The 22174-nt window shown below is 55.9% G+C and carries 13 protein-coding genes; 4 read left to right on the top strand and 9 right to left on the bottom strand.

The genetic code is table 11. The annotated features are described in order from the left end of the window. Positions 1-69: 69 nt before the first annotated feature. The 8 genes from ACTHV6_RS01175 to ACTHV6_RS01140 all read right to left on the bottom strand — a co-directional run bounded on the left by ACTHV6_RS01175 (position 70) and on the right by ACTHV6_RS01140 (position 13782). Complete coding sequence (locus ACTHV6_RS01175; RefSeq protein ID WP_441385433.1) at positions 70-801, bottom strand: SDR family NAD(P)-dependent oxidoreductase; 732 nt, start codon at positions 799-801, stop codon at positions 70-72. Positions 802-898: 97 nt separating this feature from the next. After that, on the bottom strand, positions 899-3877 hold the full coding sequence (locus tag ACTHV6_RS01170) for a leucine-rich repeat protein (protein WP_441385432.1): 2979 nt from the start codon (positions 3875-3877) through the stop codon (positions 899-901). Between the two features lie 55 nt (positions 3878-3932). Then, positions 3933-5753: a hypothetical protein gene (locus tag ACTHV6_RS01165; protein WP_441385431.1), complete on the bottom strand. Its 1821-nt coding sequence runs from the start codon at positions 5751-5753 to the stop codon at positions 3933-3935. 60 nt (positions 5754-5813) lie between these two features. After that, positions 5814-7289 carry an APC family permease gene (locus ACTHV6_RS01160; RefSeq protein WP_441385430.1) on the bottom strand — a complete coding sequence of 492 codons (1476 nt, stop codon included), beginning with the start codon at positions 7287-7289 and terminating at the stop codon, positions 5814-5816. Then, positions 7279-7965 (bottom strand): NTP transferase domain-containing protein, encoded by a 687-nt coding sequence (locus ACTHV6_RS01155; RefSeq protein ID WP_441385429.1) that lies wholly within the window; start codon positions 7963-7965, stop codon positions 7279-7281. The genes ACTHV6_RS01160 and ACTHV6_RS01155 overlap by 11 nt, the downstream gene beginning before the upstream one ends. Next, complete coding sequence (locus ACTHV6_RS01150) at positions 7965-9017, bottom strand: sugar-transfer associated ATP-grasp domain-containing protein (RefSeq protein WP_441385428.1); 1053 nt, start codon at positions 9015-9017, stop codon at positions 7965-7967. The genes ACTHV6_RS01155 and ACTHV6_RS01150 overlap by 1 nt, the downstream gene beginning before the upstream one ends. After that, complete coding sequence (locus ACTHV6_RS01145) at positions 9008-10144, bottom strand: CDP-glycerol glycerophosphotransferase family protein (protein ID WP_441385427.1); 1137 nt, start codon at positions 10142-10144, stop codon at positions 9008-9010. Before ACTHV6_RS01145 ends, ACTHV6_RS01150 begins: the two co-directional genes overlap by 10 nt. Then, on the bottom strand, positions 10144-13782 hold the full coding sequence (locus tag ACTHV6_RS01140) for a sugar-transfer associated ATP-grasp domain-containing protein (RefSeq protein WP_441385426.1): 3639 nt from the start codon (positions 13780-13782) through the stop codon (positions 10144-10146). Before ACTHV6_RS01140 ends, ACTHV6_RS01145 begins: the two co-directional genes overlap by 1 nt. Positions 13783-14069: 287 nt before the next feature. Between ACTHV6_RS01140 and ACTHV6_RS01135 the strand changes: the two genes are divergently transcribed. The 4 genes from ACTHV6_RS01135 (at position 14070) to ACTHV6_RS01120 (ending at position 21013) form a co-directional block, all read left to right on the top strand. Beyond that, positions 14070-16514 carry a polysaccharide pyruvyl transferase family protein gene (locus ACTHV6_RS01135; RefSeq protein ID WP_441385425.1) on the top strand — a complete coding sequence of 815 codons (2445 nt, stop codon included), beginning with the start codon at positions 14070-14072 and terminating at the stop codon, positions 16512-16514. Between the two features lie 280 nt (positions 16515-16794). Beyond that, positions 16795-18183, top strand: a complete 1389-nt coding sequence (locus tag ACTHV6_RS01130) for a polysaccharide pyruvyl transferase family protein (RefSeq protein WP_441385424.1) — start codon at positions 16795-16797, stop codon at positions 18181-18183. An 80-nt stretch (positions 18184-18263) separates the two neighbouring features. After that, positions 18264-19043, top strand: a complete 780-nt coding sequence (locus tag ACTHV6_RS01125; RefSeq protein ID WP_441385423.1) for an acyltransferase — start codon at positions 18264-18266, stop codon at positions 19041-19043. 35 nt (positions 19044-19078) lie between these two features. Further along, the gene (locus tag ACTHV6_RS01120) at positions 19079-21013 is read left to right on the top strand and encodes a CDP-glycerol glycerophosphotransferase family protein (RefSeq protein ID WP_441385422.1); all 1935 of its coding nucleotides are present in this window, start codon (positions 19079-19081) and stop codon (positions 21011-21013) included. 105 nt (positions 21014-21118) lie between these two features. On the opposite strand, the gene ACTHV6_RS01115 is transcribed toward ACTHV6_RS01120, so the two are convergent. Then, positions 21119-22174, bottom strand: coding sequence for an NAD-dependent epimerase/dehydratase family protein (locus ACTHV6_RS01115; protein WP_441385421.1), 1056 nt, complete (start codon positions 22172-22174; stop codon positions 21119-21121).

The following is a 22174-nucleotide window of genomic DNA, read 5'->3' as shown; positions in this document are numbered from 1 at the left end:
TTCACCCTCTGGTAACTCCGGTACATCCCATGGCAAGCTCGCGCTGCACACGCACTGAGCTTTCCGGGATCAACGGTAGGAATAGCCGCCATCAATCGTGATGGTCTCGCCAGTAATGTAGGGATTATTCACCAGCATCGCATACGGATCGGTGACCTCTTCAGGGGTAGCGAACCGGCCGAGCGAAATCTTGGAATTGATGCTGTCTCGTACATGATCAGGCTTCGCCAACTGCCACTCAGTATCGATAAACCCCGGAGCTACCGCATTGACCCGAATGCCCCGAGGAGCCAGAAACTTCACCAGATTCTTCACCAGAGCGTGAACTGCGGATTTCGAGACTCCATAAGCAAGGGACATAGAATGTGGTTGCTCGCCCATCAAAGACCCCGTGAACACGATCGACGCGTTTGGCGCGAAGCGGTCCAGTAGGCGCTGGATGGTGAAGACAGGAATATCCACGTTGGCCCTGAAGACGCGATCCCATGTCTCGATATCAAGCTCCTCAAGACTCCCGCGTGCAGTCAGGCCTGCGTTCAGGATCAGAACATCCACCCGCCTGCCGTGCGATTCTAGAAAGCTCTCGATTGCATCAACAGAGTCCATCGAACTGGCATCAGCTTGGATGGTGAACACTTCCGACCCACTGAAGGTTTCCCGAAGTTCGGCCCCCACTGCCCTAGCCCTCTCATGGTCAGTGGCGAAAGACAACAGGACATCAAAACCTTCAGCCAACAGCCGTTCAGCCACCGCCCGGCCGAGGCCCTTGGTGCCACCCGTAATCACAGCCAACCTGTTCATGATCCATGCTCCCTTTGCTACAAGCTGCGGACCGTCTTACCCTAGCAGCCGTCCCTCAGCGAGCTTTAGATCGGTGAGAACAGTCCAGCCAGTTGAGTTAGTAGGTAGTGACCGATAGATCTGGCCATTCCTTCGCAAGGTGGCCCGCCACCCACGAGCCTTTTGGGCACCTGATCTCTAGCTGATCGCAGCCTTTGAAAGCGTCCGCACCGATCGTCTTCACCGTGGCTGGGAGATCGAGGTGGCGTAGGTTGCTACAACCGAAGAATGCCCGTTGCTCGATTGTAGCCACACCATCGGGAACCTCTAGATCCGCCAAGGAGATACATCCATTGAACGCACTACGGCCGATAAGCTGGAGCGTGCTGGGAAGTGACACATCCGTCAAGGCCGCGCAGCGGAAGAATGCACTCTGTGCGATCGTCCGTACGGGCTCGGGAATCTTGACTGAGGTGATTGGCCGCCCGGAGCAAGCGAGTTTACCGACCATAAGGACCGGTTCCCCATCCAATTCTGGTTCGATGTGAACGGTGTTTCCCGCAAACTCGGGAGTCATTCGCCTCATCTCGGTGCCGAACTCCCGGATGTGTCTATAGAGGAGCCCGTTCCGGTGGGTCTGGGTTCCGCGTTTTACCAGTACGTCGCCGTCAAGGAGCACAAACGAACTGCCGAACAGCGAATCGATCGTGATGGAAAGAGCCATCTGTTGCCCACCTTTGAAGGCAATGACGTCAGAAGGCTGGAGCTCTGCCCGGAGCTTTTCGGTGAGAGAATGCCGATCTACCGTGTGGTACACATGAGCCCCAGCCTTGCGAGCTTCCTCCGCAGACCACCCAGCATGTTCACCGAAACACACGAATAGGTCAATGTTTGGCATCGCAGCGATTGCGCGTCCAACCCTGCGGTGTACTTCCTCCGTCACGTCACCGAGCTTGTCATCAATATCCGCGAAGACGAGTATTCTCCTGCCGTTAGGTCCGACAGTGATCGTTCGTAATGCTTCTGCGGTACTCACGATGGCCGTTTCTGATGCGTTGTAACAATCGACCAGAACCCTCTGACCTCCGAGTTCGACCAGATTCTGCCTGAGTCCCTCACCGCGATATTTCCCTATAGCCGCAACAATCTTGCGCTCAGGAATCCCGAGCCACCGACCAACCGCAAATGCCACGACGGCATTTGACGCGTTATATCGCCCGAACGAATGAACGATGGTGGGGCTGCGAGACTCAGTCGATGACTCGACAATATCGAAATGAATCTCGCCATCAGATTCAGTAATTTCATCGGCATAGTAGGAGGTATCTCTGCTCTCGATGCCATACGATGTCACGGCATGATTCACAGAGTAAGCACGTAGTTTCTCATCGTCGTAATTGATGAAGGCCACGCCGTTCTCTGGCAAATGCTTGTCATGGCTCATCTTGTCGTTCAAGATGTTCTCCTGCTTGCCCCCGTAGTTTCCCACGTGGTTGAGCCCAATGTTCGTCACGACAAAAGCATCGGGATGTAGCATCCGCGCGTCTGATTCAATCAGACCGGGATGGGCCGCACCTGTTTCTTGCACAAGGACTTCGGTCGTCAGCGCTACCTTTTGAATGTATCGCCCTACCTGTGCGACCCCGTTTTGGTTGCCCTTGCTGTAGATGCTGCGAAAACCGGCAGAGCACACCAACTGGATCATTTCTTTCGTCGTCGTCTTCCCCACTGAACCTGTGATGGCGATGGTCTTTGCGAAGTTCTGACTAGCAATCCACGAACAGATCTCCAAGAATCCTTGCTCTGGGTTCGGGTGAATAAACGTTGGGAAAACGCGCCCATCTCTACTTCGAACGGGGGCACTAGCAACAAAAGCTGCGATACCTCGTTCGAGGAGCCTGTCCAATAGTTCTGGAGAGGGCAAAGTCCGGCAGAAGTACAAGCTGCCCCGGGAACTCGATAACTCACCGGCCGCCACTTCGCTGAACACGCTGTCACGTGGAACACCGGCATCTTCGGGTAGAGGAATCTCCAGCATCTGCGAAACCATCCGCGGCGTGAGGCGAATGTAATCAGCGTCCACATCGTGTTTGCCTTGAGGGCTCTTTCGTTGAGTGAAGCTCTCCAGCCCGGCTCGCATGCTCACTACCGAAACACGCAGGAGACCGTTGACGGCTTTGAGGCTCGGGCACTGCTGAAAAGCTTCCGCTCCGATGTACTGGAGAGCGCGTGGCAACGTGACCTCTTCCAGATTCATCAACCCGTAGCAGGCACGAGGGCCAATTCCAGTCACAGTTCGTTCCGCAGCCGTGCCAGGAATCGTCAGGCTAGCTACCTCATGATCAATGACTCCGCGCACCTCCGCGGTACCGGGGGCGACGGAGCGATACATTATTCCGTCTTCCACGAACTCCTTGGGCGCATTGGCGCTCGGCTCGTGGCCCTGCTCTGGGACGTCGTGGATCACGTTGATTCCGTGCCTGCGTGCCCATGAATCAGCGAAAGATCTTTGGACGCAATGAATGACAAGGTCAGGTGCGCAGCCCTCAAAAGCACCATCATCAATGGCCGCCACAGTCTCATAAATGGTCACGTGCCGCAACCGCTCGCAGCCGCGGAACGCACGCTTTCCGAGCGTTCTCAGTCCGGCAGGGAGCTCAACAGTCTCCAACTCGGTGCAATACGCAAACGCCGATCGCCCGATATATTCGATCGTGTCCGTGAACAGCACAGTTTTCAGATGTCGGCACTTGAAGAACGCCGCCCTACCAATGGAGTGGAGTGAGCCGGAGAAGAATACGGCCGCGATCCCCTTCGAAGAATATGCTGCACGGCCTACCCACAGGAGCGGCAGGCCTCCCACAGCCGGTGGGACTACCGCAGTTCCCGAATCTCTCGTCCCACTGGAGAGTATGGAACCCACGCCCGGAACCATAACGTAGCTGGCAGCCGGGTTAGTGACTGCGATCCTCTCAACGTCCTCTTCACTCGCAGTCAGTTGCGGTCCGATGGCCTTTGCGTCCAACGCCGCTAACGGATCATCCAAACCATGGGTTGGTGAGATTTCAGCTGACTTCTTCTTGCGACGAATCCGCATCAGTAACCCCTCTGCTCAAAGTTCCTCGTAGTGTCAACCTGACCGTTGCAGTGTTTCATTGAGAATCCACAGCGGACAATAAGAACTCGTAGAACTCATCGAGTTCTCCACAAACGAGCCGATGAACCCGTGACACTACAGGATCAGTGGATAAGCCTTCCACCCACGGTCGGGTCTCCCCACTGGAAGTCTTCGGGAGGACTACATCAACGGCTGCCCAGCGTAGCCCCGGGATGGCACGAACTGCTTGACTGGCGAGAGCTACTGACTCGTCGATCTGTTCCAGCGTATTCGTGTCCGTTTGAAGCACAGCGAAACACTTATCCGGCCCAGCTAGGATGCGCAGCCGGGTACCGGGCCGAACTGGTTGAACATAATAGCCATACTTCGTCGCTTGGTTCTCACGAATCGGAGCCTCCTCGGGAGTCAGGCATACGGACACCTCCGCTCCCTTCCATTTGCCAGAATGAGGTGTCACCGCAATCGGGCGATTCTGTTCAGCCAGATACTCTTTGAGCTTTTCTCCCGTCTTCATCACCTTGCCGTTTGTCCGTGGAACATTCGCCGCGTTCAACGCCCTCCGGACCAGAGCATGCTTCCTCATCACATTCTGTACAACGGCGAGGTCGCCTATGGAAAGACACCCGGCAAACCAGTGAACCTTACGCCCCTTGTGCGCCTTAACAACCGCTCGACCGATCCATTCCAGCTCATATCCTTGAGCCACAAGGTATCGATAGAAAAGGCGGTGAAGCAGTATATTGTCGGGACCGTCAGATTCAATAGGCGGTTGCTGGGCGCTACCGCTCGGTGGCGGTGTCTTGATCTTCGCTTGACGAAGGACTCGATTTCGTAACCTAGGTTTCTCGGCTTGCTTGAATCGCTCCTCGAGTAAGATCTTGGCAATTGGTATCGGCTGGCCGTAGGACGGGTACTCGATTCCATTCGTCTGTGAATTCGAGTTGATCTCAATCGCGTAGATCTTGCCCTCAGCAGTCTCAATAAGGTCCAATCCAGCCCAGTGAGCGCCGGGAATCACCTCCGCGGCCGTGACCGCCAGCTCCTTGAGCCCATCGCTCGCTTTATCTAGCACCCCGTAGAGGTCTCCGCCCTCCCCGAGAATCCTCATGTGGCTGAGCTGCTGAATTTCGCCGCTTGGCAGTACGGTCTCCACTGACTTGCCGCGCGCTGCAAGATAGGACTCTACACGCCCCTCAATTTCGATTGGTTCGTTTCGTGTACTCGGGATCGTTTCGCGCACGTGGTTACGGTCTTCAATGAGTTTTCCAATGGTCGAGGTGCCGTCACCTATAACGTGTGGAGGGAGCCGCTCCACGAGCGCATAAACCTCGCCAGCGCCTACGAAGCATCGGTATTCGGTTTGGATCTCAAGAAACTCCTCTGCAAGAACATCACGGTTATAGCGCTTAGCCAACGTGTATGCGTCACGAATCTCCTGCTCAGTGCTGAGTTCTACACTCACGCCTTTGGACGCAAAGCTAAACCGTGGCTTGACAACGATTGGTGCCCGAATCTCGCGCTGGAACGCGATCGCCTCGGCTGCAGAGGAAACTAGGCCGCCTTTGGGGGTAGCGACACCTGCCTTCTCCCAAACTTCTTTAGTGAATGCCTTATCTCCGTATAGAACGGCGGCCAGAGCAGACTCCGCACCGAAATACCGGTAAGCAAGAATTCTCTTGCCCTTGTGCTCCACAATTGCCGTTGAGTTGTTGATCCACGTATGCGTGGCGCCCTTCTTGTTCGCCGCATCGATTAACAGTTGGACGCCGGCATTGCGGCCCGAACTAACGGCTTCGATGTACTCCGCAATCTGATCCCGCGGGTACACGTTGAGTTGAGGGATATCAGCTAGCATGCTCGTTCTCTCCACTGTTGCGTCGTCGCACATGTCCTGTTCATCTGGTGTGCCCCACTTCTACCGCAGCCCCGCCCATTCGGGCCGGGCATGGCCCAGAACCGCCAGATCAACCTCTTCGTCGGATACTTCTTGGCTCCGCTTCCTTCGGCTCACATAGAACACTATCCCGATCAGTACCCACACTCCCATCGCAATGAACGATGGTGTAGACAGCTGGGCGGGAGATCCCGGGGCGAGCAAAAGGATCATGAAGGCTACGGCAACCACTACGCCAAGCCCAGCCAACAGCTTGCGAGTGGTGGAGGCTGAATCAGGCACGTGTTCCTCCCGGCCGGTCCAAGTGAACATCCGAAACGCGCACAAGCAGGTGTAGGTGAACGCAAAGGTGAAGCCGATCGAGGCCATATCCACGATCCAGTTCAGAGCCGTGCGTCCAAACCACGGAGCGATGAGGCACACGCCGAACACGAACCAGATCCCGGCACTCGGAGTCCCATACTTCGGATTCACCTTGGCGAACACCGCGGGGATCATCTTGGCGCGTCCCATCGCCAGAAGAACGCGGGAACTGGACATGTAGAAACCGTTCAGCCCCGTCGCGATCCCCATGAAAGCGGCGATGCACAGCACTACGAGGCCGGCGGTTCCCATCGCTCCCACCACAACATCGGCCGTCATCCACACCGAGTTCTTTGCAAGTTCCTCCTGCCACGGCGCGCCCACGGCGGTTGTCAGGATCATCGCCACATACAGGAGTGTGGCCACGATCAGCGACCAGAAGATCAGGCGGAATGCCTTGGATGCCGGAAAACTGAACTCTTCGGCGGCCTGCGGGATGTTATCAAACCCGATGAACGCCCACGGAGCGATCGCTACGATCGCCAGAATCCCCGCTATTGGAGTGTTATCCGGGCTGAACAGTGGTTCAACATGGGAAGGCTCACCCTGTGGGGAGGCCACCACTCCGATCAGCACAATTGCGATCGCACCAATCATCAACACGCACATCCAGAACTGAAGGCGTGCCGAGTTTCCTCCGCCGCGCACGTTCAGGAAGGCGAACGCAATGAGGGCGATCGTGGCCACCGCTACCTCGCCGAAATACACGTCCCAGCCCGCGATGGTGTACAGGTAACCGCGTTCGGCCACTTGGGGGACAACGTGACGCGCAAGCACGCCCAGTGCCGAGGCGTTCAAGGCAACGATCGAGGCATAGCCCAGCGTCATGAACCACGCACACACGTAGGCGTGGCGCCTACCAAAGCCCACGAGCGTGTAGGCGAAGGCTCCTCCAGAGACTGGGAAGACCCGCGCAAGGAAGCCGTAGCTCACGCCCACAACGATCATGAGGGCACCCCCGATGGCAAGCCCCAGCATCGCCCCGAGGGGTCCTGCGGTGCCTATCCAGTCCGAGGGAAGGATAAACGCGCCCCATCCGATTGCGGATCCGAGAGCGATTGCCCAGACCCAGTGTGGTTTAAGGGTTTTTTCGAGGCGTTGTGGACTGGCTTCGTACGATTCTTTAGCGGGCATAGTCATGTCTTTCGTCAAGATTTGGCGACGACGGCGAGGTGGCAAGAGACATCTGCGCCTCCTCATGCCCATCTTGTGTTCTGGCCGCCGCAAAACGTTGGAGATCTTCCGGACGGTTGAAATCGCCGGTCTCATCCTCGATCAAGATGAGACCTTCATCGGCCGCGCCAAGACCGTCAAGTGGCTGGCCCTTGTAGGAACGGTAAACCTGCCAACCTTTGCACCGCGTGATGCGCCCGGAGGTGTATTGGGTACGAACGTTTTCGAGGTGCTTTGACATGAGATCCGCATCTTCCGTCTTGACAGCAACGATGCTTCGCTGTGTGGCAAAGAACTGCATCGATTCGTCCATACCAGCCATGATGGTGTCCATGGCATCATCGGTATAGAACGTATCTCCGTACAAGAAGCACACGCCATCGCATAGGAGCTCAGGGACGAACCTGTCAAGCTCGATCTCTTTTCGTTGCGGCGCGTGGCGGATTGCCCCAGGCGTTTCGTACTGCGGGTTCTCGGCGGAAACATACACCTCCGCGCCGGGCTCACGCTCACGGATCTGACGCACTATCCGAGTCAGAAGAGTTTCTCCATCAATGGTCAGCAGGTGTTTGGGCGTACCAAGGTAACCCTTCCATCTGGTTCCGTTGCCGTTCGCCATGATGACGTAGCGTGACATCAGTGAATCACTCCATGAGCGCGGTAGAAGTCACCAAGTTCGTTTTGCCGCTGCGGGCCCCAGATCTGGATGATGTTCACTCCCGATGATGTGTTCGCCTCAATGATGTAAGGGCCTTCCTGCGCCAAGAGAATGTCCCATGCCACGAACTGAAGGAACGGGAACCGCTCAGCCAGTTCCACCATCTGTGCCTTCAGTTCCTCCCACTGAGGGATCTGGACCCCCTCGATCGGTGCGGCCGAGTTGGGATGTACTGGATGAACAGTCTGGGCCCACAATGAGCGGGCCTCGGATAACGTACCCGTGTCCAAGTCAATCTTGGCGACGAGGCCGCCAACGCTTCCGTTATCGATCGGGACAGTCTTCGCCGTCCCAATGCGCAGAACGGCAAAGAACACCTTGAATTTGCCGTTTTCCGGATCACGCAAAGTAATCAACCGGATCGTGTTGGATGTTTTGTCATAGATCTTTGCAAGGCCCGGATGCTGTTCGATGCAGCGGCAGAAGAACCAGCCATCTTGTTTGCGCAGCAGCGCCTTGATATCAGAAGGCGGCGTGGCCGTTTCGTCTAGATATGTCTGGCCATCGCGGAAATCTAACCGGTGGACTCCCTTGCCCTTGCCAGCTCCGATCGGCTTCATGAAAACGGACCCGGCTTCTTTCAGCGCATCCATCGCGCCGTCCACGTTGGACAAACGCTTGCGATCTGCGTAGGACACGTAGCGGCCCTTGTTCTTGATGAACAGGGTTTCGGGAACCAGAGCATCATCCTTCATCACCTCAGCGCACACAATCTTATTGTTGAGCATTGGGTTAAAGGGGTCATTAATGAAGCGTGAACGGTACCAATCAAACTCTGAGAGGTAGGCCGATTTTGGCCGATGCTTCAGATCATAGAGAACGTACTGGTCCGGTACGAATCCACCGACAATGGCCAGATGCAGCCGCCGCCAGAACGGCACGTTGAAGTGGTTTGATGCGAAGAGAATTCGGACAACCCACAGATAGGTCAACTTCAAGAACTTGACCGTCTTCTTCACCGCTACCGGCATAACTGCCCCTTCTCCTCCAGTATGTTCACAAGATCTGCAGTGGAATGCCCGGGATCTTCGAACAGGTATTTCTGCTGGTACCGCTCAAGTGCTTCGTATGGGTACGCGCTGGCCAGCTTGTCTTCAAGTTCTTCCTGAGTGAAGGCAACGAGCTCAGGAAACTCAGCCGGCAAGTCCAGATTAAGTCCGTTCTGTTGGCTGTACTCTTCGTAATCGAAGAGGTAATAGATGGTTTTCAACCCAATCAACGCAGCCTCAACGGCGATCGCCGAGTAATCGGTGATGAGCATATCCGCAACGGCCAGCAGCTCCATTCCAGTGAATTCCGAGCACTCGATAACGCTGGAGTGGGAAGCCAGAAGCGGCTGGTTCGCGTGCCCTTTCACAACAAGGTGGAACTCGGTGGTATCAATATCAGCAAGCACGTTCTTCGCCCCAGTGCTCGCCCCGCCTGTTCGCCTGAACGTTGGAGCGTATAAGACGATGGGCTTGCCATCGTTCAGCTCCGGGTAACTCTGGAAAACGGCCCGGCTGGCTCTTTCATGGTGGTTGATCAGATAATCCGCACGTGGCAATCCGATGTTGAGGATCTGGTGCTCAGCGATTCCAAAGGAGGCGCGGTACGCCGGGTTCCACGCTTCTGCGCCAGCAACCACGAAATCGTAGCCGTGATGCATCCGCAGTTCGTTGGCAACGCTTGCTGACCATCCCTGTTGCTGACCAACAGTTTGGCGGCCCGACTTCTTGATCTTGCCGAGGGAATGCCACAGCTGGAAAACCGTCAGTTCCTCCTTATGCTCTACGGCCGAAACGGCGGGCCAGTACGATTCGAGGAGCGCCACCTGCGCCGTTGCCAGATGGTACAGACTCGCGATCTGTGCCCAGAAGAATCCGAGAGCCGAGCGCCAACTCTTTTCAAGGCGTTTCGTGATCACGACCGTCTTGGCCTCGGGAAGGCGCGATGTGATTTCCTGTAGCGTCAGCTCGAAATCGATGGAGAGGTGGTCAGACTGCCTGCTGATCAATACAACCTTGCACGGATCGGTCCTGCAGAATCTCTTCATTGGCGCATATACGGCTCGCATCACTGCGCGAGTACCTGCCGCGACAACCGCTGGAATGCTCATCAGGCACCTCCACGTGGCGGCAAATCGATGATCGCCCGGCGCCGATGGTAATAGCCCGTGGCCCGTTTCTTCTGTTCCACCTTGTAGAGCAAATACTCGATGGTCTCCGGCGTCAGCTTCTGGATACGCGGGTAATCGGGAGAACGGTTGATCTCTGGCAGCTTGATCCCATCGGGCGTAATCGCCAGATCGAAGCCAAGAAACTCCAGCTGCTGCATTGATTCGGCGATCTGGAGAACCGTTGACTTCACGGACTGCCAATCCGGGATAACGCCCTCAATGAGGACTCCGCTATCTGGATGAACGGGGCACGGCTGCACATACCCATCCCTCAGAACCTGAGCGTTCCCGAATTCGCCTGTATCAATATCGATCTGCGCCAGCATGCCGCCCTGAGCCGTATTGTCCACAAACCCCGAGGCCTCGGTCCCGATCCGGAAGTAGGCGGTGCCAATCTGCGGGGTCACTCCATCGCGTTTGAACACGATCATTCGGATTGTGTTCACCGCCTTTGGATAGATCTGGGCAAGATCAGGGTGGGTTTGAATGAACTCGGTGATCAGGTACTGGTTGGACGGGTCGGCCAAGATAGCCACGACATCAGCCTGCGTTGCCGCTTCGCCATTGAGCGAGTATCCGTCGTCGTCAAAATCTAAACGATAAAAGCCATCCCCGTGGGAACCCTCGTCGGGCTTAAGCGCAAGCACCCCTCGTTCGCGCGCTAGCCGCAAAATCTCATCGAAACTTGCCCCGAAGCCCTCCGGGCAATCCATCATCGGGATGACCTTGTTCTCGCCGTCATGCAAGCTGGTGAAGTAGTAGTAGGCCGGGAAACACTCATTGAACTGGGAAGCCACGTACTTGATGGAGATCTTATCCTCCAGCCAGTACTTGTACTTCTTGTTGATGTGGCGCAACCAGCGATACTCGAGATCGGAGATGAACTCCTCCCGATTCTCCTTCGTGATGCCGTACTGCGTGATCCGGTAGGAAAGCAATCCGTTGCGGTAGGCCCACAGCTTCTTGCGCAGAGGAATCCCGTTCGGCTCCCGGACATCCCGCATGACATCACCAATCCATCGGACGGACTGGTAGGGAACGAGACCCTTGGGGTAGAGGGCCTGACCAAAGCTTCTGCGGATCCTGAGCTTGGCGTTGTGCAGCCACTTCCCCACGCGCTTCGCGGCGTCGCTCATCTCCGCCTTCTTGCGTCCCACCCTGTCCTGCAGGAACTCAACCGTGTGCGGCTGGAAAGGGAACACGTACCCGTAATCGGGCATCGCCGAAACCCGCGTGATAGCGAAGGAATCGCCTTGAGGCACCAATGTGAACTCCACGAATTCAAGCTGCGGAGCAAACCGGCACATCGCGGTGAGTTGCTGGGTGATGGCCTCCCACTGCCTGACCTTGCCAGCGAAAGCGTTGCCGCTGAGAGGATCAACATCAAACGAATACAGGCGCTGATCTATCACGGCCCGAGCGCCGCGGTATTCGCCGCTCTGAGTATCGATCCGGGACAGGAATGTGACACGAGAATCTTGTGCAGCTACACCTTCTTCGGCTATATCAGCCGCGATTTCCCGCCAGTCTTGAGACGTTGGACCGGAGAGCGCATCGTCATCATCAGCTTCTTGCTGCAGCGCGATCTCGGCTTCGAGAAGGCTGGGGTTGGTGGCCAGTTCGACAGCCGGGCCCGCGTGCGATGCGGCCGCTGCCACATCATTGATGTTCACATGCTGCGTCACGGCAACGAAGGCTTCGGCAACCTGCGGGGAGGCACCATCCGCGTTCATCATGACGATCCGGAGGTCACTCGTGGCTTCCGGGAACTGCTGGGACAGGGTTTCGTCCGGTGCCACCGGTTCGATGATGACCATGGGGCGGCGCCTCGCGCGAGCACGCATGAGTTCCTGGAACTCATCGCTGGTGTAGCGGCGATTATCAACAACGAAGTGGGAATCCGTGAAGCTGATGGCAAGGCGTGTTCTGCCCGTGTAGGCGGAGGATACGGCAGCAAGCTCGCGCCCTGTGCTTGCGAGGAAGGCGCCGATGCCATCTGCCGTGGCGGGGTATTCACGGGAATCTTCGGACAGCGGAAGGATCTGAAGTTCGCCATCGCGCCACAAGAACTGGTAGTGAGCCGATTCGAAGAACTCAGAGTACGGCTTGAAAATCTCACGCACCGATGCCCTATCCCGAACCCACTTTGCGTACTTGCCGTTCAGTGGCTGGACGTATCGGTAGTCTTTCTCCGAGATGTACTCATGGGCGTTAAGTTTCGAGATATTGAATCGCGCCAGCGTAGTGGGCATGTAGCCCATGCGATGCGCATCCCGGCGGAAGGCGCCCGAAAACTCGTCGTCCTTATGCCAATCCTGCTCAAGTTGCCTGACCCAAGATCGCGCCATGCGGCCGGTAAACCCGGTTGAGCGCAGCTGGAACGCAGTGAGCCTTCGGCCGAACCTTCCCGCCTTGTTGCCAACCTTCGCGGCGGCGCGGGCTGCGGTACTTGGCCGTTTTGCCAGTTCGGCGCGCTTCTCCTGACGTCGTGGGAGGAGAAACTCGGTGGCTTGCGCGGAGAAGGGCACCGTGCGCGGATACCTCGGCGCCCGCGCAACGTCCTCCACCCTGTACCCATCCGATGTGAGCGCAACATCCACGGAGATGAAGCGGAAGCGGAGATCCTCATCCGAGAGGGCCGTTTCAATGCCTGCAACAGCGTGATCGAGTCCAAGGAGCTTGGGATTCGTCTCTTCTTGAGGGGTCCGGCCCATGATCTCCGATGTAGCGAGATCCACCTGCAACTCAGCCGCAAACCGCGTGCCCGCCCAGTGATCATCATGTGCCAAGATCGCGCTATCTGAGCGGCGTAGTGAATCTCCCGCAAGGAGGAAAGCATCAACAACGCGAGCCTTCGATTCGTCCTTGGCAAGGTAGAAGCGAACAACTGCGTCCGAGTATCCTAGCTGGCTACCCATCTGTGCGGCGGGATCGTCGCCCTGTGACAGGACGAGCCGGCCCGCTTTGTGCGCCAGTTCGTCGATGAAAGCAACGATTTCTTTGGCGTTGGCCGGCTGGCCATCAATTCCGTACGTTCGCCCGTCGTGGGTCAGCCAATAGCCCGGGCCACGATCCCACGAATCCGGCCACAACCTCACGATTCTTCTGGATTCGATCAACGCCAGAACACCATCCATGCTCCGGGACAGCCCGTCCAGAACATGGCTCAGCCGCGTCACCTCAAGAGCGCCGTCACGGGAAGCGATGGAGCAGTACAGGGGCGGGAGGAGCTGGCTTGACCATGTCCTGTGCGCGCCGAGTCTGCTGGAGAGCCAGCGCTCTCTACCGTTAAGCGGGTCCAGTAGATAGAAGTCGTGGCGAGAGATCACGTTCCCCGCCGTGCTGCGAGCGCTCTTGTCGGGCTTCTCCCCCGCTACATCGCCGTCCAGCAAGTACTGGCAAGCCCCGCTCCTAGTAAAGCCCTGCCGAAGTAGGTTCGCCATCTTCGCGGCATGCACCACGTCATCGGCGTGAATACGGCGCAAGAGCGCAGTTGTCCCCATGTTTGCCTGTTGCGGTGCCTGCAAACCGATTCCCTCCAGAACTCGGCAACAATCTGACAGATTTTCGTGGTTCACGCTCGCCATCAAGCACGAGAGGAATGCCTTGTAGGGCAGCCTTTTCGTTTACCACAGGCGCATTGCACCATTGTGTTACCGCAATGTTACCGTACGATATCGAATCAATAACATCCAACGAGTGAACTGATGTTGAAGAAGGGTGAACTCTCGTTGAAGCCGGGTGAACTCGCGCTGAAGGGTTGACACACAATAGCTGCCGTGATCATTGGGCTAAGCGACACCTAGGCAATAACCTGTACAATCCTTTGGGTCGTAGGTACAACACCCACATCGAAAGGTGCCAGATGAAGATCGGGCTTATCGGCATCAACAAGTATGCGAAGTTCCTGAACTTCGCATGCGATCTGCACATCTATGCCTTCCAGCAATTCCTCAAGCAACACGGGTACGAGTCAACCATTCTTGACTACAAGCCCGCTTACTACGGCAATTTCGATATGCGGCATCCAGCTGAGGGCGCCAAACAGCAATACCTTGACGCTCTCCGCAATAAGAAGGACCCAGCAACGATTAGGAAGCGTGCGGAACTGGCTTTGGGCTACTGGACCGCGGAAGAGGAACGTGAGAGGCGGCTCGATAAGTTCGAGCATTTCGCTCAAGAGAACCTGATTTTCACCGAAGAAGTCTACGATTCTGACTTGTTGGAAACACGTGACCCTGGATTCGACTGTTACATCTGTGTGACCGACGTCATTTGGCAGACGATTCCGCGCCATACTTTCGATCGTGGATTCCTTTTGGGGAGCAAAGCATTCGATGGTAAGGCGAAGATCGCCTACGCTGCCAGCCGCGGCGCCTCTGGAGATTTGACAGATGACCAGCTTGCTCTCTTCAAACAGTACGTTGATCGATTCGATGCCGTGAGCATTAGAGAAGATGACTTTCGCAGTTACGTTGATGACAACACGAATACCTCCCCGGAACTAGTTCTCGATCCCGTACTCCTCCACGATCGGACCTTGTGGGATGAGCTCGCCGTGACTCCGCGTGAACAAGGTTATGTCCTTCTGTATTACGTCATGGAACAATCCAAGGACACCATTGCCAAGGCGGTCGAATACGCCAAGCTTCATAACCTGACCTTTGTCGAACTGTCCGATCGGCCATTTAAGTATGGCAAGGTTACGGACCCTGACGTAAAGCATATCGCTCGGTACGACGTAGGAATGGAAGAGTGGCTCGGCTATATCCGCAGTGCAGATGCCGTGTTCACCAACTCCTTCCATGGCTGCTGTTTTTCGATGCTCTTTGAAAAACTATTCTTCGTTGGAAGTAGGAACGGTCAGAAAGTACCCAGCTTTCTTCGCAGCTTTGGCTTAGAAGAGCAACAATTTGACATGGACGACGACGTCCGCGATTTTGCTTCAGCCATTGACTATACCTCTGCGCGTACTGCATTAGACCAAGGGCGCCAGCGGTCCTCCAACTTTATTCTCACGGCGCTTAGTGAAGCCGAAAGGAGGACTCAGGAAGAATCCGAACAAGATATCGAGCGGGCGAACCTCTACCGATACGGCTTGACTTATCCGATACTGTTCCATAGCGGCGCAGCACAATCGCCATCGGTCATCGTACAAACGACAGAGAATATGCCGCGCAGCAAACAGCTAGATAGCAATCGCTTGGAGTACACATGGAGAGGTACGACCGTCCAAAACGACGGCTCGTTCCAGATACCGAAGAGTCTTTTCCAAGCGAAGGACCGAAACTTCACCGGTTGGACACTCCGGTTCCGGATTGACAACCGATGGTTCTGGTACCTCGAAGATGGCTCTGTCGAGGCATCGGACGTGAATGGGAAGGAACTCGAGGCCCGAAAGGCTGTGCTGGAAGACGGTGCGGTCATCCCGCATCTCCCTGTCAACAGAATCGCTGCGGCGGTATTGGTTGCGCAGTGGGACGGTGGCAAGGGTCTTGGATCGGGGGACGGGCCTGACCAAGCCAAAAGTCGCACTCACGTTCGGGTACTCAAACGATACAAGGATCAAAAGGGAAACCGTATCGAATACGATGGGCCACCCATCTCGACTAACATCGACATCCAGTTCCAGGGCTCGAACAATGTGCTCAGAATTGCGAATCCGGTCATGATTGGCTCGCTATCGGCCATATTCACTGGAAACGAAGGCTTTGTCAGTATTGCCGAGACCACAAAAAAGCGTACGGGACTGCGTTTCGACTTAGTGATTAGAGAGAAATCCTCTATCAGGATCGGAGCAAACGTTGGTGCTGAAACCAAAGCACTTGTTCGGGCTTCTGGAGGAGCGTCAGTCATTATCGGCAACGATTGCATGCTCGCATCAAATGTGGAGATCGCGACTGATGAAGATCATGCCATTTACGACACGGTCACGGGATCGCGGACAAACCCTGCACGTGACATTACGATCGGCGAGCACGTGTGGCTGGGCAAACACGCGGCCGTATCAGGTGGCGTTACGATCGGCTCCGGCTCGATCGTTGGTTTTCGAAGCATCGTAACGAAGGACATCCCAAACAATGTGGTTGCTGCCGGCGCTCCCGCGCGGGTTGTCCGTGAGAACGTTGCTTGGGAACGCCCTACGTTGGCAAAGACTGAGCCAGGTACGAACACCGTTCCTTCGGGTCAACGGGCAAATGAGTCCTTCTGGAATCCAACCATGGATGATGAACCTCCAGTGATATCGCTACCGAGACCCAATGGGCTCGTCCGTGCTAGGCGCCGGATCGGTAGGTTTCTGGCGAAGTAGGCACCCTCCCAGTGCCGGCCAGTATGTACGTGCTTCTAGCGCGCCATTCATTCGAGTCATCGTTCTTCCGCACAGATTTCACCAGTACAATCTCACTGAGGTTACGTGCGGTTCGCAATGAATGATTGGGCCCGGCTTAACTTCGTGTTCAGGACGCACTGAGACGAATTGAGGCAGGATGTCGAACCAGAAGCAAATTTTGCTATTGACTAACCGAGATTCAGATAACGTCGGGGACCAAATCATTGAGGCTTCCGTTATCAGTATTCTTCATGCCGTCATGAAGAACCTTGGCTATGGCGAAGAAGAGTACAACATTAGCAGCAGGGCTGCAGGTATCATTACCCAGAGGTATCTGAGTACTGGAGACAGGGCACTCCTCGAATCAGCAGAGGAGTCAGTTTCTCAAGCCGACCTCATCATTTTCGGCGGCGCACCCCTGTTCAACTACAGGTACCAAGACTTCTACCGCAAGACGATTACTACGCTGGAACTCGCGCAAGAATACGAGGTACCCGTGCTCTTCTCGAGCATCGGCATCGAAGCCTTCGACGGTTCAAACCCGAAGTGCCTAGAGCTTAAGGATGCGCTCAATCTCCCATGCGTCCGGCAAATCACAACGCGAGACGATTACGAATCTGCCAAGAAGTACGTTGAAGGTACATCAATTCCTGTCGCCCAAGTGGCTGACCCGGCAGTACTGGCAGATATCGTGTTTCGGAAGGCCCCGGCTCCTCCGGTTAAAAGGCCGCCTGCCAGCACCCCGCGAAAGCTTGCCCGCAAAGCACGGAAGACCGTTGCCGCGATACTTTCTGGGAACGGCTCTGTTACACGCAAAATACAACGAAGAGGAGATACTGCGGCCCGTGCTGTGGGAGAGAGAAGCGCGCCGCGTCAAGAACGAGTACAAACCCCGATCTCTCAACCGAGTTCAGGGGCAGAACCTGTACAGCCCCTGACGAGCGAGCAGAGAACCCAGCCAAGGAAGCGCATTGGATTATTTGTAGCCCGTAGAGGTCTCTTTAAGGACAACAAGATCCCCTTCACTGCAAAGAAGCAGCACAAGCTCTGGACGGATGTCATTGCGTCACTCAGCCAGAAGGGATACGACTACAAATTATTGACCACCGGGCACTATGCTGACGAAGTGTTCCTAGATGATTTTGTGCGGAAGAACAACATCTCCCCCGACCATTTCAAGTGCCCGATCAATCGGCCGGAAGACCTCATCTCCGAGCTAAAAGCCTGCGACGGAATTATCGCCTATCGGCTTCATGCAAGCATCACCTCGTTTGCATTCGGCATTCCAAGCATCGGCCTGTCGTGGAATTTCAAAGTACCCTACTTCTACGAGACGGCTGGATATTCTCAGCGTGCTCTTGCGCCAGAACATTGGAAAGCTCCCGAACTTGTTGACGCCGTTGAGACCGCGATAGATGAAGGTGTCGAACGTGCCCCGGAAATGGCGATGTCCGTGTACAACTCTTTGTTTACTGGGGTTCGGACCGTGTTTCAACCAGATAGCGCCACACTCCCCCACACACTTGACGACCTTCGAGAAAGGATGCCACGCAGTCCAGTCACGTCCTACGCGCTGTATCGCGAACGTGTGGGAAGGAAGATGCGCAGAACCTATGAGAATTTCATTAAGGAGAAGCCCAGCGTTTAGAACTATTCTTCGGGCGATCAACGGCCTCCCTCTATGTGCATTCGCACCTAGGCCCAACCTACGAGGAGCAACTGATAATTATGTCCACCCTTACCACACTTGAGCCATATGAAGACGAACAAGGAAATCGCATCGAGTACAGCGGACCTCCAGTAACGAAGAACATTCGTATCGAGTTTGTCGGCTCTAACAACGTGCTGAAAGTGGGAGATCCAGTGAAGATCGCCTTCCTTTCGGTGAAGTTCACAGCTGATGAGAGCTTGGTAGAGATCGCCGCCGCCACAAAGAACCGAACAGGGCTACGCTTCGGACTGGTATTGGGACAGCAGTCACGTATCACGATCGGATCGAACGTTGGGGCTGCCTCAAAGGCTTTCGTTCGTGCCTCTGAGGGTGCTTCAGTCACACTTGGAGACGACTGCATGCTGGCGTCCAGTGTGGAGATTCGAACCGATGATACACATGCAATTTATGATATCGGGACTGGGCTTCGAACAAACCCGGCTCGCGACATAACAATCGGCGAGCATGTGTGGATTGGCAAATACGCCGCCATCTTCGGTGGAGTCACGATAGGATCTGGCTCCATTATCGGTTTCCGAAGCATCGTCACGAAGGACGTGCCTAACAACGCCGTGGCAGCAGGAGTACCAGCACGGGTCGTGCGAAAGAATGTCGCTTGGGAACGGCCAAATCTTGACAAGAACCCATTGGGAACGGAGACGATGCCATCCGGTCAGCGCAAAAGTGAGGCATTTTGGAATAAGACAGAAAACTCCGAGCCCGCTGTTGTATCGTTGCCAAAACCGGGAAGGTTCGTCCGAGTACGGCGACGGATCGGACGATTCTTGGCACGGTAAAACATACAAGACTGCACAGATCGAGGTAAGCACACATGCCAACGCCTAGGGAGATTGTCGAAGCAGCAGAGCAGGAAGCCCGCGAACGCGGAACAGAGGCTCTGACTACATTCTGGAACGGACCCCTCGGAGGCACTGATAAAACCCATCAAGTCTATGGGCGATACAGCCAGACTCTTCCGGTAAACCCATCCATCGTGTTCTACGAGACCATGTCAGGCTCCAGAATGGGCGACAATCCCTTCGCAATCTTCGACTATCTTGAGAAACACGAGGAGTACAAGGATTTCTTGCACGTATGGTCTGTCAACGATCAGGATAGTATTCCGCGGCAGTATCGCGGATCCGACAAGGTTGTGTTTGTGCATCGTCATTCGGATGCCTATGCTTACTTCCTCGCATGTGCAGGGCACATCATCGGAAATGCCAACCTTCCGGAGTATTTCACTAGGCGCAGCGAACAAAGGTACCTCAACACCTGGCACGGAATCCCTTACAAGGCACTGGGACGCGACACACCCAAAGCACGTTTTGGATCGTGGCAGGGGGCGGCATCGTTCCTCAAAGCAACCCACGTGGTAACGCCCTGTCAGTTCATGACCGACGCTGTCCTCTCCGCTTATTCGATGACAGGAACATCAACGGCATTAGTAGCGGAAACCGGATACCCCCGAGTGGACACTACTATTGATGCTTCCGCAGAAAAGACCTTTTCCCTACGCACAATTCTTGGTCTTGGCGAAGATCAGGATGATGTGGCTTCGGCTAAACCCGTTGTTCTGTATGCCCCTACATGGAGAGCCGAGGGAGGGAAAGACGTCGTCGATTCCGAGCAACTGCTGACGGATCTAACGGACCTCGCGAAGCTCGACATCCATCTCCTGTATCGCGGACACCACAGGATGGACAAGAAGGTCAAAGACCGGATAGTCGGCGAAAAGCTCGGCAATGTGACGATTCCACCCCACGAAATCAGTTCGAACGAACTGCTTGCTGTTGTGGACATCCTGATCACCGACTACTCCAGCATCTTCTTCGATTTCATCCCGACCGGGCGCCCGATCATTCACTATCTGTATGACCTTGACGAGTATGCCGCAACCCGCGGGCTCAACCTGACAACGGACGAACTGCCAGGAACCGTTGCAGGCTCGCGCACAGAACTCCTCAGCGCTGTTGAAGCATCCGCAGCTGCTCTGGCGGAGGTTCCCAATAAGGCTGATCTAGTAGCCGCGCCACTTCAAGGCGAACGCTACGCTCGCGCCCAACACCGGTTCTGTCCCCGCGAAGACGGCAGAGCCACCGAACGCGCTGTGAACTTCTTTTTCAAGGATTACACTGGCGAGACCCGAGTGCGCTCGGCCAGAGACTCCCGCCCAACAGTTGTGTACTGGGCTGGGCCTTCTGGGAAGGATCGGGAAGAGACGAAGTTCTTACGGCAAGCAATTGAATCAGGCAGATCAGCCAACGTGCAAACCACTGTTGTGATTGAAAAGAATGCAACGTTAAGACGTGACTCGCTTAAGGGCATCAAGGCTCTCAAACAGAACCTCTCGACAGTTTCCTACGTGAGGACCACGCCGTTGCTTCTTCCTGAAGAGCGATCTGCGTACAAGGCATTCGCTGAACGCGAGAACCTCACTCTCCGCAAAGTGCAGAGGTTACTTGCTCATGACCGAGTCCTCAACCAACTATTTTCGCGCGAGTACCGCCGCCGACTTGACGATGCCCATTTCGACAACCTTCTGCTTGGACCCGGACTATCGAACTTTGAACTGGCCGTTGCATCCTACGCATGCAGGCCGACGGCCATTGCCCCAGACCCCGCAGCAACGCCGGTGCCCAAACCCGCGCTAAAAGCCCGCCTCAAGCACCATTTCCCGCACGGTACGCGGCGCCATCAGGCTGCCTCTAAGGTATACCGCGCAATCGGCAAGCCCGCTAAGCGGGTCCTTAAAGGACTTCGCTAGATCCCACCACTTGACCGACCCTGCGGGAACCGACCCCGTGGGATCGGTTAAGCTTTGCCTGTCACAGCGCTCCGCAGGTGCGCGGAGGTATTTGTGGATGAGCCGTCAGCTCTCAACCTCTTCAAGGTGCCGAAGCCATCGGTCTACTCCATCAGCAAGGGCAACTTGCGGCTTCCAGCCAAGGCCCTCAAGCTTCGTCCCGGAGAGTCCCTGGAACGCCACCTTGTTCGTGGCGAAGGCATCGCTTTCCGTCTCGAACTTGAGCTCAAGGTGCTTTTCTGGGCGTGAGGCGAGGAAGGCTTCTGCCAGCTGCCGAATGGAGACTAGGCCAGAATTGTCGGACACGTTGTAGGCCCCGGCCTCCCCCTTGAGGATGGCCGTGAACATGCCGGCAACAGCGTCTCCAATGTAGGTGTAGGAACGTTGGGGAAGGCCAGCGGACTTCATGACGATGTTCTGGCCATTGAAGGTGTCGCGTGCGAAGTCTGCCTGAACGCGGCCATCATCCAGCGCGATTCCCGGCCCGTAGATGTGCCCGAACCGTGCCACGGTGTTCTTAATGCCGTACTGGTAGTTGTACACGGCGCTGAAGGTTTCCGAAGCCCGCTTGCCCTCGGTATAGCAGGCGCGAGGATTGAGGATGTCCACACCGCCGTACTGATCTTCCTCGATAAGCTTCACTTCGCCCGGCACGTTTCCGTAGATCTCCGCCGAGGACATGACGGTGAAAGACGTGGCACCCACCCGGCGGCAAAACTCGAGAAGATTGTAGGTTCCCAGAATGTTGGCCGAGATGGTTCCGGCGGGATCAGCAGAGTGCCGCTTGGGTTGGGCGGCGCTCGCTCCGTGGATAACGTGCGTCACGCCCTCAAGGCCTTCGATGGGACTGACAACGTCTTGCTGAATGAACTGCAGATCATCACGCTCCAGCAGATCCCCATACAGCGCGTGCATCTTGTCAGCGTTACGCGCCAAAGCGTAAACGGTGACGCCCAGATCATGAGCATCGTTGGCAGCAAGCAGGCTCAGAACACTGTAGGAAGGGATCATGCCCGAGGCACCCGTCACGAGGATCTTGGCACCGCGAAGATCGGCCCACGGCAGATCCAACGCCGCGATGTTCTGAACGTCCTCTGAAACAACTGAGCTGATCTGTGACAC

The sequence above is a fragment of the Ancrocorticia sp. genome, assembly GCF_052089425.1.
In the GTDB taxonomy this organism is placed as follows: domain Bacteria; phylum Actinomycetota; class Actinomycetes; order Actinomycetales; family Actinomycetaceae; genus Ancrocorticia.
This window is presented reverse-complemented; position numbering and strand designations above follow the sequence as displayed.